Here is an 18,266-nt window from a genome sequence, read left to right on the forward strand (position 1 = left end):
GGCCAAGCGGTCGTTCAATCGGTCGATTGCAGCAGTTTGCGGAGCGCGGTCGGGTTTTTGATGGCGATGAAACGGTTTTGCACGCTGATCAGATCGTCGTCCTGAAATTTTTTCAGCATCCGGCTGACCGTTTCCAGCGCCAGACCCAGGTGGTTGCCGACTTCCTGGCGAGTCAGCGACAATTTGAATTCGGACGACGAGAAGCCGCGCCGCTTGAGACGCTCGGACAGGCTGATCAGGAAATAAGCCAGCCTTTCCTCGGCCGGGCGCTTGCTGAGCACCAGTTGGTTCTTGTCCTCTATCATTTTTTCGCCGGTATGGCGGAACAATTCGCGGGTCAGGCTGGGTACGTTTTGGAACAATTCTTCCATGCTGTCGGCCGGCAGGATGCAGAAACTCATGGTTTCCAGAGCGATCGCCGCGCAGCCGTGCTTGGCGCCGGACAGGCCGTCGAAGCCGAGCAGTTCGCCGGGCAACAAGATATTCAGGATGTGTTCGTTGCCGTGGTTGTCGTTGGCGACCAGTTTGGCGCTGCCGGACTTGATCGCCAGAATGCCGCGAAAATTATCGCCCTCGCGGTAGATGAAATCGCCGCGTTGCAGGGTTTTGCGGGCGCGGATGACTTGGCTGATGTTGGCGATCTCGGATTGCGACAAGCCGCGCGGCAGGCAAATGTTGTCCAGGCTGCAATTGGCGCAACTGACTTGCTTGTTAAGGGCGACGACCTTGGCGTCGCCGCCGGCCGAGTCGCAATGTTGCAGGTTGTTCATTAGGCTGCTCCGTCCGTGTCCCGGTGGTAGCCGACGATGCGTTCCACCTCGTTTTTCGAGCCCAGGATCAACGGCACCCGTTGATGGATGCTGGTGGGCTTGACGTCCAGCACCCGTTCCCGGCCGGTGCTGCAGGCGCCGCCAGCCTGCTCGATGATGAAGGCCATCGGGTTGGCTTCGTACAGCAGGCGCAGCTTGCCGGGCTTGGCCGGATCGCGCAGGTCGAACGGGTACATGAACACGCCGCCGCGATTCAAAATCCGGTACACCTCGGCGACCAGCGACGCCACCCAGCGCATGTTGAAGTCGCGCTCGCGCGGGCCGTCGGAGCCGGCGACGCATTCGTCCACATAGCGTTTGATCGGGGCTTCCCAGAAACGCTGGTTGGACATGTTGATCGCGAATTCGCTGGCGTCTTCGGGTATCTTCATGTTGCAGTGGGTCAGGATGAATTCGCCGACGTCCTGGTCCAAGGTAAAGCCGTTGACGCCGTTGCCGGTGGTCAGCACCAGCATCGTCGAGGGGCCGTACAGCACAAAGCCGGCGCAGACTTGTTCGCTACCCTTGCGCAGAAAATCCTCGGGTTCCGGCTCGACGCCTTCCCGGCAGCGCAGGATCGAAAATATAGTGCCGACGGTCAGATTGATGTCGATGTTGGACGAGCCGTCCAGCGGATCGAACAACACCAGGTATTTGCCCTTGGGATATTGCTTGGGAATCTGGATCGGGTCGTTGATTTCCTCGGAGGCCATGCCGCCCAGCGAGCCGCTCCAATCCAGCGCCCGGACCATGATGTCGTTGGTGATGATGTCCAGCTTTTGGACTTCGCCCTGGACGTTTTCCGATTCCGCGCTGCCCAACACGCCGATCAACGCGCCGCAATTGACCCGATGCGAGATTTGCTTGCAGGCGGTGACGATGTTGTTCAGCAATAGCGTGAAGGTACCCGATGCCTCCGGCAGTCCGCGCTGCTGTTCGATGATGAACTGGGTCAGGGTGACTTGGTTGGTCATGCGGTGATTCTCCGTCGGGTATTCGAATAGGTGTTCGGGCGCAACGCTTGCTCGCGACCGATGGCTGGTCGGAAATCGGTCGGCGCGCGGCGCGAAGGGGTGGCCGGGAATGGTTTCATCGGGGCGTTCAAACTTTTTCGCTTAACAGCGTTTGCGGCGGTAACGCGGGCGGTTGGGGCTGGGCGGGTCGGCCTTGTTGTGCGTCCATAAATCCGGGCGTTAATCCTTTTTGTTCAAATTGTTGCCTGAGTTCGGGCAGGCGGCTGTCGATCAGCTCGACGGTGCGGGGCGACTCGCTCCAGAAGCGGGTGTTGACGCTGCCGTCGTAGCAGGAAATTTTGCAATGTATTGTACCAATAAGCGGCGGGCTTAGGCTAATGCTGACGGTCCAGGCGTCCTTATGTTCCTCGCTCCCGCCGGTTTGGTCGCGTTCGATGCACAGCCGCAGGCTGTCGGCTTGGTCGGCGTTGAAGAAGGGTAGTTCCAGAAACCAGACCTGTTTGGTCGCGTCGTCCCTGGGTAGCGAATTCAGTTGATCGAGCGTCAATTTGGCTAGGCCGCCCTGGGCTTTTTGCAGGGTTTCGCTGAGCGGTTCGCGCTCGGCGGCGGGTAGCGCGGTTTGTTCGGCCAGTTCCCGCTGCAGCAAGGCCACGAATTTGCTCAACTTCAACTTGAAGTCCTCGGGCGGCGGCGTTTGATCGGGCGGCGGATGCGGGCCGCCGAACCAGTCGCTTTCCATGAACAGGCCGGAGCCACGAATCGCTTGCCGTAGCGGCGCGGGTTCGAGCAAGGCCGCGCGGGGCGGAATCGCGGCCAGCAGATTGAGCGCGGCGCGTTTCAGGGTTTCACCGACATTCGCGCCGGCGAAGTCGGCCGTTACCACGTGCGCCAAGTGGTTGGCGAACTGGGCCGGCGGGGTTTGCATCGGTAGCAGTTGTTTGTAAGCGGCGGCGACCAAGGCTTCGGTATCCGCGCCGCGTGGCGATAGCGCGACCATCGGCCCGTCGGCGGTTTTAACGATGTGTAGCGTTACGGTCTGGCCCGGCGCGGGCGGCGCGGAGACGCTGGCCGGTGCGGTGCCGGTGCCGCTGGCCGGCTGGGACCACATCCATTGTTTGTCGGTCAGCGTAATCAGATCGGCGCGCGGGTTTGGCGGGCTGGCCGTCGGATTGCCCGAAAGCGGTGGCGAAAACGATGGCGATGGCGAAAGCAGTGGCGTTGGCGATGGTGGCATCGGCGATGCCGGGTTGGCGGCGGGCAGCAATTGCAAGGTCAATCGACCGGCATCGGCCTTAACCACGACCGCCGTCACGCCGTCGGCCGGGTTCGAGTTCGCCGGAGCAGAGGCGGGCACCGCCCCGCCGGCCCCGGCCGCCAAGGTCGCGGAGGGAGAGGAAGTCGCCGAGGTTGCTGACGCTGCCGAGGTCGCCGCGCCTAAATTCGCCGGCGCGGTCGGCAGTTTGAAAACGCCGCCGTTGCTAGCGCCGGCTACCGGCAAAAATTCGTTTCGATTCGGCTGACTGACCGCCACCAGGCGCAGTTCGGCGGTTGGCGCCAATTTGACGACTTGGAGTTGCAGGGTCTGGCCGACTTGGACCGGCATTCGCGCGGGGTTTTGCAACAGCAGGTTGCGCTCGCCGATTGTCACCGTCACGGCCTGGTTTGGGCTATCCACCAGCGTGATTTTGGCTTCCACCAATTGATTGAGCTTGAGTTCGGGAAAGTCCTCCGCGACCTTGTTCAAGCTGGCTTGCAAGCGGGCGTCCAACGGAAGATTGATATCCATGACTTCCCCTTGGCCGGCGGCCGTCAGGTTTAGGATGATGCGTACCGCTTCGGCGAGGGCCGGTAGTTCGGCGTAAGCCGGCGTCATCGATCCGGATGCCGCGATGTCAGCCATGGCTCGGCCGGCCGGCTATTCCAGGCCGAGGATGAAGTCCCAGTGCGCGGCGCCGACCGGCATCACGGACAAGCGGTTGCCGCGGCGCAGCAGGGCCAATTCGGCCAGTTCGGACTTTTCCTTCAACTCCTTGAGGGTGATGTTACGCGCCAATTCGCGGACGAATTTGACGTCCACCATGAACCAGGTCGGATTGTCCGGACGGCTTTTCGGGTCGAAATGGATATTGTCCGGATCGAAGGCGGTGAAGTCCGGATAGCCGGCCTTGACGACCTGCATGATGCCGACGATGCCCGGTTCGGCGCAGTTGGAATGGTAGAAAAACACCAGGTCGCCCGGCTGCATGTCGTCGCGCATCATGTTGCGGGCCTGATAGTTGCGGACGCCGTCCCAATGCTCGGTTTGCTCGGGTTTGCGTTGCAAGTCGTCGATGCCGAAAGTGTCCGGTTCGGATTTCATCAACCAATAATTCATCTCGGTTCCTCGAGGCGGTGGCTAGCGTTGTCGGCATTGTCTCCGCTATTGGTCGTCGGGTGCAAGTACCTCGACGTGGTCGGCGTAAGTTTCGGCGATGCGATGAAATTGCGGTTCGAGTTCCTGGAAGGCCGCGACGATGTCGGGATCGAAGTGGCTGCCGTTACCTTCGACGATCAAGTTCATCGCTTCCTCGCGCGGCATCGGCGCTTTGTAAACCCGGCGGCTGGTCAGTGCGTCGTATACATCGACCAAGGCTAGGATTCTGGCGGCCAGCGGAATGTCCTCGCCTCGCAAGCCCAGCGGATAGCCGCTGCCGTCCCAGCGCTCGTGGTGGCCGTAGGCGACGTCCATGCCGCATTTAATGAAGCCCTGCGACGGATATTGCTCGTAAACCGAACGCAGCGTATCGCCGCCGATCGCCGCGTGGGTTTTCATGATCTGAAATTCTTCCGGCGTCAGCCGGCCGGGCTTTTTCAAAATCGCGTCGGGGATGCCGACCTTGCCGATGTCGTGCAGCGGCGACGAGCGCACCAGATCCTGAGTGAATTCGGCGGTCACGCTGGCGGCATAACGCTCGGTGCGGCTCATGTGGCGGCAAATCAGCTCGCAATATTTCTTCAGACGCAATAGGTGCGAGCCGGTTTCCGGATCGCGGTATTCGGACAGTTTAGCCAACGCGGTGATGATGGCGTCTTGAGCTTCGATAAAGGCTTCTCGGTGCCAGTGGCTTTGTAACGCGGTGGCGGTGACGTTCAGCATGCCGATCAATGTCGACAAGGTGTCGGCCGTCAGGGAAGGTCCGTCGCCGGCCAGTGTGACCAGGCCGATGACGCCGCGAGAACTGACCATCGGCAGACAGGCCAGCGGCTGGCCGGTAAACCAGGCGATGCCGCCGCCGTCCAGAGGAGAACCGAATTGCCAACGCCGGTTCTCGGCGATCGCGCGGCGAATCGCGCCCTCGGGCAGATCGGCGACGGCGAACTGGTTCGGTTCGCCGTTTTGCGGATGGAAGCAGCGAAACTGTTGATCAGCCCCCGGACTCAACCACAAACCGATCGCATTGCTACCGATCAGCTCGGTCAACGTGGCGATCAGTGCCGATACCACGCCTCTTGAGTCGTTCAAGCGGGTCATGTTGGCCACGTAGCGATATTGCAAGGCGAGGGCGCGGGTTTTCTTGGCCACCAAGTCTTCGAGGTGCGCGTTGAGTTGGCCGAGTTGATGGTTGGCTTGCTGCAATTGGTTTTGCAGGATTTGCTCGGCCATTTTCAGGCGATATTGCTCCAGGCCGTCGTTCAAGGTCTCGCGCAGAATTTCCGGCGGACAGGGTTTGTTTAAAAAGCGGGCGATATGAGCGCTGTGTAGCGCGTTGACGGCGATGTCCAATTCGGCCCGCCCGGTCAACATGACCAAGACCGTATTGGGATACTGCCGGTACACCGCATTTAAAAAGGCGATGCCGTCCATATCCGGCATGTTGTAATCGGACACCACCACCGCGAACGGTCCCTGCTCGGCCAGGATGCGCAAGCCGGCCGCGCCGCCGTCGGCGACGGTCAGGTCGAAATCGCGGCGCAATTGGCGCTTGATGCCCTCCAACAGCAGGATTTCGTCGTCGACGAACAGGATTTTCCGGCTGATCTCGGGTAAGGCGGCCGGCTCGGCGGTCGGATTGCTGGGTAAGGTCATCGGCTGCCTCCGGCTTGTTCCGCGACTTTTTCCGCCAACGCCCGCCATTCCGCAAGACGTTCCCATTTGCCCAAACGCCGCAGATAGGCTTCGTCCAATTGCATTTCGAACAAATGGCTGTAGTCGTTCGGATTTGCCGGCTGCAACAGGCAAGCGGCGACGTGAACGGCGGTTAATGCGTTGACGCCGTCGTAATCGGTCTCGTTGGGGGTGTAATGCAACAAAATCGCTTCGATGATACGCGGCGGGATTTTCCACAGGCTCAACACATAGGCCGCCGCCTGACAGCGATTGAAGCCGAAAATCTCGGTTTCCAAGGCCGTTATCGGTTGCTCGTGGCGTTTGGCGCGCGCCAACAATTCCAGGGTTTTGCCGCCGCCGCGCGACAGAAAAAGCAGCAAGCCCATATTGTGCAGCAAGCCGCCCAGGTAGGCTTGGTCCGGACGGTCTTCCCGCTGATGTTCGGCTAGCGCGATCAGGCGTGCCAACTCGCCGACCCGGCCGGCGTTTTGCCACAAATATTCCATTTTTCGCTCCAATTCCGGACTGGCGATCGGAAACGCAGTCTTCACATGTACCGACAAGACCAGATTGTTCAGGCGCTTGATGCCGATCAGGTTGATGGCGTCGGTCAGGCTGGAGACCACCCGGTTCAGTCCGAAATAGGGCGAGTTGATCAGTTGCAGCAATCGGGCCGACAGTACCATGTCGCGGGCGAAAATGTCGGCGATGTCCTTGGTGGTGGTGTTTTCGTCGGCGATTGCCGCGTTCAACTCCCGGTAGATCGCGGGCAGGCTGGGCAGGGCGTTGGCATCCCCGAGGGTGCCGGCGATCAGCGGATCGTTGATGCAATCTTGGATTTTGAAGATTTGGCTCAGCGCTTCCCGCAAGGTTTCGGCGCTGCAAGGCTTGCTCAAATACTGGTGGGCGACTTCCAGGCTCTGTTTCAGGTTGTTTTCGTCGGTGTAGCCGCTCAACATGATTCTAACCACGCCGGGATAGCGCTCGGCGACGGTCTTCAGCAATTCGTAGCCGTGCATCCCCGGCATCATCATATCGCTAACCACCAAGTCGATTTTCTCCGCCGCCATGATGGCTAGGGCTTGCGCGCCGCTCGTCGCGAAATACAGTCGCCATTGCTCGCGGTAGGGCCGCAATTGGCGTTGTATGCCTTGAATAACCAATTCCTGGTCGTCGACAAACAGTATGTGCTTCTTAGTCATTTTCGGTAACCGGTGCCTGCGGGTCGAGCGGCAACAGTACGTGGAAGGTGGTGCCGAGTCCCGCCTCGGATTCGAAGTATAGTCTGCCTCGGTGTCGCTCCACGATAATGTTGTGGGCCAGGCTCAGCCCCTGGCCGGTGCCCTTGCCGACCGCTTTGGTCGTGAAAAACAGGTTGAAGACTTTCTCCCGAATCTCGGCCGGAATGCCCGCGCCATTGTCGCGGATGCGGATTTCCGCCATATCGCCGAGCTTGCGGGTGGCAATCTGGATCACGCCGCGTTCGCCGCCTTTTTCTTCGATGGCATGGGCGGCGTTGATGATCAGGTTGAGCAGGACCTGGCTAAGTTCGTTGGCGTAGCAGGGCACGGCAGGCAAATCGGCGGCGAGGTCGGTTTCGACGTCGGCAATGTATTTGCAGGCGTTTCGGCTGATCGTGATCGCGCCGGCGACGGTGTCGTTCAGGTTGATCGCTTGCCGGGATTGGCTAGGTTCGACGTGCGAAAAAGTCTTCATGGCCTTGACGATTTCGGCGACCCTGGTCACGCCTTCCAGCGCTTGGCCGATGGCTTTGGGACTGTCGTCCAGAATATAGGCCAGATCGAATTGCTCGCCGAGATCGTCTAGCCGGGTTTTCGAGGCCGGGTCGGCTTGTTGGTAAACCGCCGACTGCCAGGCGCTCAGGTCGGCGAAGTAGTTTTGCAACGCGGCCAGGTTGTCGCCGATATATTGAATTGGCGTGTTGATTTCGTGAGCCACGCCGGACGCCAGTTGGCCGATGGCTTCCAGTTTTTGAGCTTGGGTCAGTTGGGTTTGCAGTGCCTTGGTTTCGCTGACGTCGTCGAGGATGCCGCAAAACAGCGTCTCGCCGTCGATTTCGATGGGGCTGATGTGCAATTGCACTGCAAAAATTTCGCCGGAGGCACGGCGGCCCTGGAACTCGCGGCGCTGGTTCATGGCGCGGCTTTCCCGTGTCGCGATGTAGTGCGCCAAATAACCGTCGTGTCGGCTTGCAATGTCGGCCGGCATCAGCCGTTTGACGTTTTCGCCCACCATTTGTCCGGCGGAGTAACCGAAAATGCGTTCCGCGCCGCGATTGAAACTTCGGATCGCTCCGGTTTGATCGATGGTGATGATCGCGCTGGGCGCGGTATCCAGAATTGTGTTCAGCTGGCTGGTTTGTCGCTCCAGGCTACGCATTTTTTGTTGCAGTGTTTCGTTTTGACGACCCAGTAGGTAGCCGGCTAGTCCCAGAACCAGCGGTGCGCCCCAGATGACCCACAGTTCGGGGTGGAGCCGGTGCAAGGAGGCGAGAGCGGCGTGATTAAACTGGAAGTACTCGCCATTCAACAGAAAGGCGCTAGTACCTAGTGGGAACAACAATCCCAGGCCGGCGGCCAGGATAGCGAATGAAAGTGAAGTGGGGATGCGCGATGGCTTGGTCATTCCGTAAGCTCGGTAGGTACGCGCCGTAAAGCGTTGCGATCACCGGTTTTCGGCGCGGGGAGGTTTGGTCGCCTACACGCCTGAAAAACCCGGAATGCCTTCAATCGCGGGAACGGACGCACGAAAAGCGCCGACCCGGGCCTAAACCCGCTTCCTGATGCGCCGCCGCTTGAAACAGTATAGACCGCTTAATCGACCGCGACGGTATCGACCAGCAATAATCGGTCGCCGTCCAGCCGTAATGCCAGCGTTTTACAGAGCAGGTTGGTCTCGAAATCGCGATAGCGTTCGGAACTGACGATGCGGTCGCGGTCGCCGCAATGTTCCAGTGCCAACAGTTGAAAGAAATAAGGCCGCCATGACCAATTGAAGCCGATCTTGCGCGGATCGGTAAACCAGCGGTTGGCGCTGAAATTGAAGTCGGGGGAAATCTGGTCGCCCAGGTTGTTGCACAGATAAAAGCGGATTACGCCGCTTTCCGCGAAATTCCAACTGACCAGCTCGTTGAGATTGAAATCGTCTTGCAAAGCCTCCGCCAGCCGATAGGCCAAGCTCTTGAGGGTGTTGATGGCGTTGATTTTGCGTTCTTCGCGGACCAGGGTTTGTTTTAGAAACTTGCCGCGCAGCGAGGCAATGTGTTGCTGATATTGCTGGGCCGGCTTGAAATCGGCCTCGGCCTTACCGAACAAAAAACCCTGCATATATTGCGCGCCGCAGTCCAAACCGAACCAGAATTCCTCGTCGGTTTCGACGCCTTCGCAGGTCAGCCGGGCGCCGGTGCGCTTGCCCAGTCGCGACAACACTTGCATGATGTCGCCGGCGATACCGCCCTTGGCGGCTTGCTTGAACAAGCGCATGTCGATCTTGATGATGTCGGGCTGGACCGCGATCAGTCGTTCCAGCTGCGAGGAGCCGGCGCCGAAATCGCCGATCGCCACGCTCAGGCCGTGTTTGCGGTAGCGCTGGACGATTTGCTTGAGTTTTTGCGGATCGGCGGGCGCGTCGGAGATTTCTACGATGACCCGGCCGCGGTCGATATTCAGTTCTTCCAGCATCCGCACCGTCGGCACCGCGTTCAGCTGGCGCAGATTGTCTATCCAGGCCGCCGAGATATTGATGGCCAGAAAACTGTTGGGATCGGCGTGTTCGGCAAATTTTTGCAAGGCCTGCCAACGCACCTGACGGTCGAGTTCGGTTCGCTGCTTGGCGTCGATGTCGGCCGAGGAAAACCAAGCGCCGGCCGAAACCACGCGGCCGTTAGCGTCGTGCTGGCGGGCCAGCGCCTCGTAGCCGACGATCTGGCCGCTGGCGGTGGAAATGATAGGTTGAAAATACGGAAATAACTGTAGTTTGGCTTGCATCGTTCCCTGGTGGCTGCTCGCATGCGCGTTGTTAGTTCAGGTCGCTAGAAAAACCTTCAACTCGGGCAGGCAGGAACCGCAGCCGGTACCCGCCCCCAGGCAGGCGCCGATCTCGGCGACATTGCCGAGCTTGCGGTCGCGAACCGCTTGCCGAATGGTTTTCTCGCCTACATTGAAACACGAACAGACGATTCGGCCAATATCGGCTTCGCCGGCGGGCGGTGCGCCGCTCAACAGACTCAGGCGTTCGCCCCGGCTCAAGGCCGTTTTGCCGAACAAGGTCGCGATCCAGCCGGGTTCCGGCAATTCCGGCCCGGCGCCGACGAATAAACAAGCTTGCAGGCCGGCTTCGGTGATCAGAGCAGTCCGAAAGTCGCCGGATGGCGGATCGCTGTATTCCAGCCAGTGGCGGTCCAACCGTTCGGCCGCATTGGCGGCCAGCCGGTGGCGACTCCAGACTCGCCAGTCCCGGCCGGTATGGCCGCCGGCCAGTTGGTAACGGTAAAAACCGTCGCCGCGCATCTCCACCCGGTATTCGCAGTCCGATAGCGGCAAGGCTTGCCGGGACAACAGTACGGCATGCCAGCGGGCCGGCCAGGCTTCGATGGCGACCGGCGTTTGCTTGCTTTCCGGTTGACCGGACAAGGGATCGACCACCGGATTGACCAACGCGCCCATCCGGCCGTGGCTGCTGTTGACGCCGGTCCAGTGCATCGGCACGAACAAACTGCCGGGCCGTTGTTCGGCGCTGATCGCGATCTTGGCGAGCATGCCGCCCCAGCGGCTGGTCAGTTTGGCGATGGCACCGGCCGGCAACCGCAGGCGGGCGGCGTCGTCCGGATGGATTTCGACGCAAGGTTCGACTTGGTGGGTATTCAGTTTGGCGGCCAGGCCGGTGCGGGTCATCGTGTGCCACTGGTCGCGCAAGCGGCCGGTATTCAGCGTGAATGGGTAGTTGGCGTCGGTGGCGTAGCGCGGCGGGCGCGGCGACACCGGCACGAAGTTGGCTTTGCCGCTGGTCGTGAAAAACCGGCCGTCACCGAACAGCCGGGCGGTACCGCCGGCGGCGTTTACCGGCCATTGCAGCGGTTGCAGGCCCGCGTAAGCCGCGTCGCTCAGCCCGGCCAGACCGGACAGATCGAAGTCGCGGCGACCGTGCCCGGCATCGTTTTCGAAGGCCGACAGCGCGGCGTGTTCGCGGAAAATCTCGGCGCTGGACCGGTAGGCGAAAGCCTCGCCAAAGCCCAGGCGTTGCGCCACCTGGCTGAAGATCCACCAGTCGTGGCGGGCCTCGCCGGACGGCGCGAACAACGCCCGTTGGCGGGAAATCCGCCGCTCCAGATTGGTGACGCTGCCGTCTTTTTCGCTCCAGCCGGTGGCCGGCAGCAGCACGTGCGCCAATCGAGTGGTGTCGGTATCGGCGATGCAATCGGAGACCACCACGAAATCGCAAGCCTGCAACGCCTGCCTGACCCGGTCGGCGTCCGGCATCGACGCGACCGGATTGGTGGCGACGATCCAGATCGCCTTGATCTTGCCGGCCGCGACCGCGTCGAACAGTTCCAGCGCTTTCAGGCCCTGGCGGTCGGCGACCCGCTGGCTACCCCAAAATCGGCCGACTCGGTCCACATGGACCGGATTGTCCAAATCCATGTGCGCGGCCAGCATGTTGGCGAGGCCGCCGACCTCGCGGCCGCCCATCGCGTTGGGTTGGCCGGTGAACGAAAACGGCCCCATGCCGGGCCGGCCGATGCGGCCGGTGGCCAGATGACAGTTGATGATCGCGTTGCATTTGTCCGAACCGGAACTGGATTGGTTGATGCCTTGCGAGTACACCGTGACGGTTTTTTCGGTCGCGGCGAACCAGTCGAACAGCAAACCGACGTCGGCGGCGGCCAGACCGCAATTCGCGGCGGTCGCGGCGATGTCCGGCGCGGCGCTTCGCGCTTGCGCCAAGGCCGCCTCGAAGCCTTCGGTATAAGCGGTAATATAGGCGGCGTCGGTGGCGGCGATCGCCGCCAAATGACCGAGCAGGCCGTCGAACAGCAGCGCGTCCATGCCGGGTTGAATCGGCAGATGCAGATCGGCGATGTCGCAACTGGCGGTGCGGCGCGGATCGACCACGACGATTTTCAACGCCGGATTGCGTTCCTTGGCCTTGCGGATGCGCTGGAAGGCGACCGGGTGACACCAAGCCGCGTTGGAGCCGACCAGCACGATCAAATCGGCCAATTCCAGGTCTTCGTAATTGCACGGCACCGCGTCGGCGCCGAAGGCCCGTTTATAACCAACCACCGCCGACGACATGCACAGCCGCGAGTTGGTATCGATATTGGCCGAGCCGATGAAGCCCTTCATCAATTTGTTGGCGACGTAGTAATCCTCGGTCAGCAATTGGCCGGATACATAGAAGGCCACCGAATCCGGGCCGTGCTCGGCGATCGCGGCTCGGAAACGCTCGGCGACCAGGTCCAGCGCGCTGTCCCAATCGGCGCGGGCACCGCCGATACGCGGATAGAGCAGGCGGTTTTCCAAGGACACGGTGTCGGCCAGTGCGGCGCCCTTGGAACATAACCGGCCGAAATTGGCCGGATGCTCCGGATCGCCGGCAATCCGGACGCGGTGGCCGGCGGCATCCTCGATTTCGGCCGAGATGCCGCAGCCGACACCGCAGTAAGGGCAAGTGGTCTTGACGATGGTGGTTGGACTCATGGTGCTATTGTCTCAGGCGGCCTCGGCGGTTGTCGCGCCGCCAAACAGTAAGCGCCGGCGTCTGTCGCTCACCGGCACGCCGTCGCGGACCAAGCGCAGATAGCCATTGGCATCGCCGGTATCGCCGTACAGAATCACGCCGATCGGCACGTCGCCGCGCAGTACCACTTTTTTATAGATGCCGAGGCCATAATCGACGAAGCGCAGGGTTTCGCTGTCGGCATCGCCGTCGAAGTCGCCGACTGAAAATAAATCGATGCCGGTGACTTTCAACATGGTCGCGGCGAAACCGGTCCGATAGCTGCCCGTGCCGCCGGCCAGTTGGTCGGCGCAGATTCTGGCTTGTTCGTAGACCGGCGCCACCAAGCCGAACAATTCGCCGCGATGTTCGATGCATTCGCCGACCGAGTACACGGCCGGATCGCTGGTTTGCATCGCATCGTCGACAATGATGCCGCGCCGGCATTCCAGGCCGGCGGCCGCCGCCAACGCGATATTAGGGCGGATGCCGGTGGCCATCACCAGCAAATCGGCGGGTAGTTTTTGGCCGTTGTCCAGTTCGACCTCGACGACGTGGCCGGCGCGGCTGGCAATCGCCGCGATCGTGGCGCCGAGTTGGAATTCCATGCCGGTTTCGGCCAGGTGCCGGCGCAGGAATTCGCCGGCCTGGGCGTCGAGTTGCCGGTTCAGCAAGTGGTCGGCGCGGTTGACCACGGTGACTTGCATGCCGCGTTTCAACAAGCCGTTGGCCGCTTCCAGTCCCAGCAGGCCGCCGCCCAGCACCACCGCGTGACGGCGCCGGGCCGATTTGGCGATCATTGTCTCGACGTCGGCGATGTCGCGAAAGCCCATCACGCCGTCGCAGTCGCGACCCGGAATGTCCAGCAGCAGCGGCAGCGAACCGGTGGCGATCAGCAGTTTATCGTAGTCCGCCGTCGTGCCGTCGCGCGCTATGACTTGGCGTCGCGTCCGGTCGATGGCGACCACGGTTTTGGCGGGACCGCAATGTAGCGTGATGGCGCGGCTCCGGTACCAGTCGAAGTCGTGGATCACGATGTCGGCGAAATTTTTCGCGCCGTACAGCACCAGCGTCAGCATGATGCGGTTGTAGTTGCCGTGCGGTTCGGCGCCGAATACGGTGATGTCGTAAAGGTCGGGGGCGATTTGCAGCAGTTGTTCGACGGTCCGCATGCCAGCCATGCCGTTGCCGACGACGACGAGTTTCGGTTTCATGTTCTTGCCTCGATAACGTTGCGCCACGGGAGCCGGCCGCTACCGGCCGGCTCCCGTGCTAAGTCGTTAAAACTGACGTTGGCCTGCAGCCAGATTTTCTGGGTATCGGTAAACGCGGCGTTTTCGGTGTTGAAATTGGCGTACTTGGCCAGCAGCGAGTAGTGCTTGCCGAATTTCTTCAAAATCGAGAAATCCCACTCGCTGCCGTATTCGACGCCGCCGGTGTCGTCGTAGAAATCGTGATACATGCCGGTGACGATCAACGTATCGTTCATCGCCTTATAGCTGGCGGTGGCGAACACGTCGCGGATACCCTGGCCCAAGGTGGCGTTGCCCAACGGATTGATGAACAAATCGGCCCAGCCCTGGAAGGCGTGGTTGGTGCCCAACGGCGTGTTGAAGGTCTTGTTCAATCCGTAACCGTTCAGCTGTTCCATCGCGCCTTGCAAGGTCAGGTTGAAAGCCGATAGACCGCCCATCAGGTTGATGCGGTCGGCCTGGTAATGGTTGGGGTTGTCGGCGTAATTGGATTGCTTGCCCCATTCGGCGGTGTACAGAAAATTCACGGTATCGAAAAATTGCGGCGATTTGCCGTCGAAGCGCAGGCCGTAGGTTTGCGAGGATTTGGCGTAATTGGCGCGCTCGCGGAAGTCCAGCCAGTAGCCGTAACCGATCAGGTTGCCCCAGTCGCCGACCTTGTAATTCAGATTTAGCACCGGCGCGTTCAAGGTGTCGGTTTCGCCGAAAATGTTTTGCACGTGGTCCAGATAACCGGCGTTGACGGTCAGTCCGAACAGGGTTTGGTTGTTGTGAGTAAGCAGCACCGAGTCGTAAGTCGATTCCATCTGCCGCCAGCCGACGTTGCCGATGAAGCGGTCGTCGTCGAATTTGATGCGTTGCCGGCCGACCTTGATTAAGGTGTCGGCGATGCCCTTGTAACTGAGCCAGAACTGGTTGAGCTCGCTACGGTCAGGGTCGGCGATCAGCGAATAGTCGCGGTGACGGTTCAACGTTGTGCCGCCCTGATCGTAGTCCTCCTGTAGCGCGTAATTGCCTTCGTATTCGGCGTAGGCTTGGAAATCGTAAAAAGTCGGCGACAGCAGGCCCAAGCGCAAGCGGGCGGTATTGGCGTTCGCGGTTTCCACCCGTTTCGGCGCCTTGCCGGGGATGATGGGGCCTTTGTCCTGATCGACGTTTTCCCAGCGGTAGTTCAAATCCATTTTGACGGCGCCGTTACTGCCGTAGTGGTAAAAATTCAGCGCGTCCTCCACCTCCTTGGTGATGTCGGCTTGGGCCGGCGTGCCGGCTCCGGCGATCGCCAGCACGCCGGCCGGCAAGATGTGTGTGGATTTGAACATGATGTCTCCTGGTCTGTGGTCGGTCGAAAGTCGGTTTGCCATCCGCCTAAGCCTGCAAGGCGGGAATTTCGGCACAAAGCGTCCTAGGGTACGCAGGGCGTACCTGGTTGAATTCGGTTTGTTCATGGCTTGAAATGGTACGGGATGCGTACCCAACAATATCTAATGGGTGTGGTCGCACTCCGCCAGAAAGGTCAGCAGGCTTTCCCGGTAACGGTAGTAGTCCGGATGCTCCAGCAGCGCCTTGCGGCTGCGCGGCCGCGGTAGATCGATGTCTTGTATCTTGCCGATCTTGGCGTGCGGGCCATTGGTCATCATCACCACCCGGTCGGCCAGCAGAATCGCTTCGTCGACGTCATGGGTGACGACGATGGCGGTGACGTGGGTCCGTTCCCACACTTCCATCAACACCTCCTGCAATTCCCAGCGGGTTAGCGAATCCAGCATGCCGAAGGGTTCGTCGAGCAACAGCAGTTTCGGCGACAGTGCGAAGGCTCTGGCGATGCCGACCCGCTGGCGCATGCCGTTGGACAGGTCGGCGGCTTTCTTGAACATCGAGTCGGCCAATCCGACCCGAGTCAGATAGTATTCGACGATGTCGTCGCGCTCGTCCTGGCTGGCGTGCGGGTAAACCTTATCGACGCCGAGCATGACGTTGTCGAACGCGGTCAGCCACGGAAACAAACTCGGCGCCTGAAACACCACGCCGCGATCCGGGCCGGCGCCGTCGATTTCGCGGTTATCCAGAATGATGCCGCCTTCGGAAATATCGTTGAGGCCGGCGGTCATCGACAACACCGTCGATTTGCCGCAACCGGAATGGCCGATGATGGACACGAACTCGCCTTTTTTCATCCGCAAATCAAAACCGTCGACCACCTTGACAGTGCTGTTGCCGTCCGGGGTCGGATAGATTTTCGACAGATTCGCGAACTCCAAATAGCGGGCCTTACCCAGGTCGGTTTGGCTGGGCTTGAGCGCCGAGGTATCGAGTTTCCAGTCGTTGCTGGTGTTCGGACGCACGTCCGGCAGCTTGACCCGGTCGCCGACTTCGGCTTGGGCTTTTTGCAGGCCGATGTCCATCAGATAACGGGTGATTTCGGCGCGCAGTCGTTTGAATTCCGGATCGTGGTTCAACGCGGCGCGATCGCGCGGCCGTTCCAGATCGATGACGAAATCCGGGCCGAAGGTGGCGTCCGGGCCGGGTTTCAGCGGGATCACCCGGTCGGCCATGTAGATGGCTTCGTCGACGTCGTTGGTGATCAGAATGACGGTCTTCTTGTCCTGCTCCCAGATTTGCAGAATCTCGTCCTGCAAGTTGCCGCGCGTCAGAGCGTCCAGCGCGCTGAGCGGTTCGTCCAGCAATAAAATATCGGGGTTGGCTGCCAAGGCGCGGGCGACATTGACCCGTTGGCGCATGCCGCCGGACAGTTCGGCCGGGCGCTTGTCCATGGCTCGGCCCAGATTGACCATCTTGACGTATTTTTCGGCGTGGGCGCGGCGTTGCGCCGGCGTCCAGTCCTTGAAGATCGCATCGACGGCCAACGCCACGTTTTCGTAAACGGTCAGCCACGGCATCAGCGAATAGTTTTGAAACACCACCCCCCGGTCCGGTCCGGGTTCGCGGATCGCCGCGCCGTTTTTCAGCAACTCGCCGGCGTCGGCCTGAATCAGGCCGGCGATCAGCGACACCAACGTGGTTTTGCCGCTGCCGGAAAAGCCGACGATGGCGATGAATTCGCCTTCTTGTATGTCCAGATTGATGTCTTTCAGGATCGAGGTCTTGCTCCGGCCCTCGCCGTAGGATTTACAGACATTTTTCAATTCGACCAGCGGCGCGCGCGCGTCGTTGGCGGGTTGGTTGGTCGCGGTTTTTTGCATGGAAAGTTCGATGATTTTGGCGGGGGCATTCATGGCGGCGGCCTTACACTTTTTGGAAAGAGAATAGGTTTTGCAACGAGTGCATGATGCGGTCCAGCGCGAAGCCGATGAAGCCGATCGTGAACACCGCCACCATGATGCGGCTTAGCGAATTGGAACTGCCGTTTTGGAACTCGTCCCAAACGAACTTACCCAGACCCGGATTCTGCGCCAGCATTTCGGCGGCGATCAGCACCATCCAGCCCACGCCCAGCGACAAGCGCATGCCGGTGAAGATGAAGGGCAGGGCCGACGGCAGAATGATGCGCTTGATCTGGGTCATCCAGTCCAGCCGCAATACCTTGCCGACGTTGACCAGGTCGCGATCGATGGACGACACGCCGACGGCGGTGTTGATCAGCGTCGGCCATAGCGAGCATAAGGTCACGGTAATCGCCGAGGTGATGAAGGATTTCTCGAACCAGGAGTCGTCGGTCGTCACGTAGGCGGCGCTGACCACCAGCGTGACGATCGGTAGCCAGGCCAGCGGCGACACCGGTTTGAAAATCTGGATCAACGGATTGAATGCGGTATTGAGCACCGGGCTCATGCCGCACAAGATGCCGATCGGCACCGCGATCAAGGTCGCGATCACGAAGCCGGCGAACACGGTGCGCAGACTGGTCAGGATTTTGTCGAGGTAGGTCGGTTTACCGGTGTAGGGCCGGGATTTAATCTCGGCCTTGGGGTCTTCAGCCAGTTTTTCCTTATTGCGCAGTTCCTGGCGCTGGTAGAACTCGGCCTTCTTGGTTTGTTCGGCGGTGTGTTCGGCTATCAGACCGCCGACTTCGTCCCACACCGCGACAGGACCTGGAATCGTGCCCAGGCTGGTATTGACACCGGACGCCGACACGCTCCACAGCCCCAAGAATAGCGCGAAGGCAATCATCGGCACGCCCATTACCAAGAACAGTTGCCGCAGTTGTTGGGCCGGATTTTCGCCGGCGGCTATTTTGACCAGCGGCACGAACCAGGTCAGGCCGGTGATGTTGAAGAATTTGATGAGTTTGTTAGTCATCTGGATACCTCTGTATGTGATGTCGTAGATACGCACCGCGTACCTTTTTTCGGTCTTGACAATCGGATCGGCTGGCAAGGTACGCGGTGGGTACCCTACGCTGCTTGCTGCAAAATTTCGGTTGGTAAAAAAGATGCCTCCCTGCATC

The 18,266-nt window shown here is 60.5% G+C and carries 13 protein-coding genes; all 13 read right to left on the reverse strand.

Translation table 11 applies throughout. From position 1 onward, the window contains the following. Positions 1-14 precede the first annotated feature (14 nt). Positions 15-770: a helix-turn-helix domain-containing protein gene (locus ACP4CD_RS01950; RefSeq protein ID WP_168029625.1), complete on the reverse strand. Its 756-nt coding sequence runs from the start codon at positions 768-770 to the stop codon at positions 15-17. Then, positions 770-1,783 carry a class 1 fructose-bisphosphatase gene (locus tag ACP4CD_RS01955; protein WP_426993202.1) on the reverse strand — a complete coding sequence of 338 codons (1,014 nt, stop codon included), beginning with the start codon at positions 1,781-1,783 and terminating at the stop codon, positions 770-772. Before ACP4CD_RS01955 ends, ACP4CD_RS01950 begins: the two co-directional genes overlap by 1 nt. A gap of 127 nt (positions 1,784-1,910) precedes the next feature. Then, positions 1,911-3,683 carry a flagellar hook-length control protein FliK gene (locus ACP4CD_RS01960; RefSeq protein ID WP_426993203.1) on the reverse strand — a complete coding sequence of 591 codons (1,773 nt, stop codon included), beginning with the start codon at positions 3,681-3,683 and terminating at the stop codon, positions 1,911-1,913. 15 nt (positions 3,684-3,698) lie between these two features. Further along, positions 3,699-4,157, reverse strand: coding sequence for an EVE domain-containing protein (locus tag ACP4CD_RS01965; RefSeq protein WP_064028663.1), 459 nt, complete (start codon positions 4,155-4,157; stop codon positions 3,699-3,701). Positions 4,158-4,202: 45 nt separating this feature from the next. After that, positions 4,203-5,849: an HD domain-containing phosphohydrolase gene (locus ACP4CD_RS01970; RefSeq protein ID WP_426993206.1), complete on the reverse strand. Its 1,647-nt coding sequence runs from the start codon at positions 5,847-5,849 to the stop codon at positions 4,203-4,205. After that, a complete protein-coding gene (locus tag ACP4CD_RS01975; protein WP_168029617.1) occupies positions 5,846-7,072 on the reverse strand; it encodes a response regulator in 1,227 nt (408 codons plus the stop codon). The genes ACP4CD_RS01970 and ACP4CD_RS01975 overlap by 4 nt, the downstream gene beginning before the upstream one ends. Continuing rightward, complete coding sequence (locus tag ACP4CD_RS01980; protein ID WP_426993207.1) at positions 7,065-8,516, reverse strand: two-component system sensor histidine kinase NtrB; 1,452 nt, start codon at positions 8,514-8,516, stop codon at positions 7,065-7,067. Before ACP4CD_RS01980 ends, ACP4CD_RS01975 begins: the two co-directional genes overlap by 8 nt. Before the next feature lie 188 nt (positions 8,517-8,704). Further along, on the reverse strand, positions 8,705-9,877 hold the full coding sequence (locus ACP4CD_RS01985; RefSeq protein WP_064028671.1) for an EAL domain-containing protein: 1,173 nt from the start codon (positions 9,875-9,877) through the stop codon (positions 8,705-8,707). A gap of 36 nt (positions 9,878-9,913) precedes the next feature. Beyond that, positions 9,914-12,589 (reverse strand): molybdopterin-dependent oxidoreductase, encoded by a 2,676-nt coding sequence (locus tag ACP4CD_RS01990; RefSeq protein WP_426993210.1) that lies wholly within the window; start codon positions 12,587-12,589, stop codon positions 9,914-9,916. Positions 12,590-12,601: 12 nt separating this feature from the next. After that, positions 12,602-13,822 carry an NAD(P)/FAD-dependent oxidoreductase gene (locus ACP4CD_RS01995; protein WP_426993212.1) on the reverse strand — a complete coding sequence of 407 codons (1,221 nt, stop codon included), beginning with the start codon at positions 13,820-13,822 and terminating at the stop codon, positions 12,602-12,604. Then, positions 13,819-15,180, reverse strand: coding sequence for an alginate export family protein (locus tag ACP4CD_RS02000; RefSeq protein ID WP_426993214.1), 1,362 nt, complete (start codon positions 15,178-15,180; stop codon positions 13,819-13,821). Before ACP4CD_RS02000 ends, ACP4CD_RS01995 begins: the two co-directional genes overlap by 4 nt. A 162-nt stretch (positions 15,181-15,342) precedes the next feature. Then, positions 15,343-17,094 (reverse strand): ABC transporter ATP-binding protein, encoded by a 1,752-nt coding sequence (locus tag ACP4CD_RS02005; protein ID WP_064028686.1) that lies wholly within the window; start codon positions 17,092-17,094, stop codon positions 15,343-15,345. Positions 17,095-17,104: 10 nt separating this feature from the next. After that, positions 17,105-18,118, reverse strand: a complete 1,014-nt coding sequence (locus tag ACP4CD_RS02010; RefSeq protein ID WP_168029609.1) for an ABC transporter permease — start codon at positions 18,116-18,118, stop codon at positions 17,105-17,107. Positions 18,119-18,266: the final 148 nt, after the last annotated feature.

The sequence above is a fragment of the Methylomonas stagni genome (assembly GCF_050154735.1).
In the GTDB taxonomy this organism is placed as follows: Bacteria; Pseudomonadota; Gammaproteobacteria; order Methylococcales; family Methylomonadaceae; genus Methylomonas; species Methylomonas koyamae_A.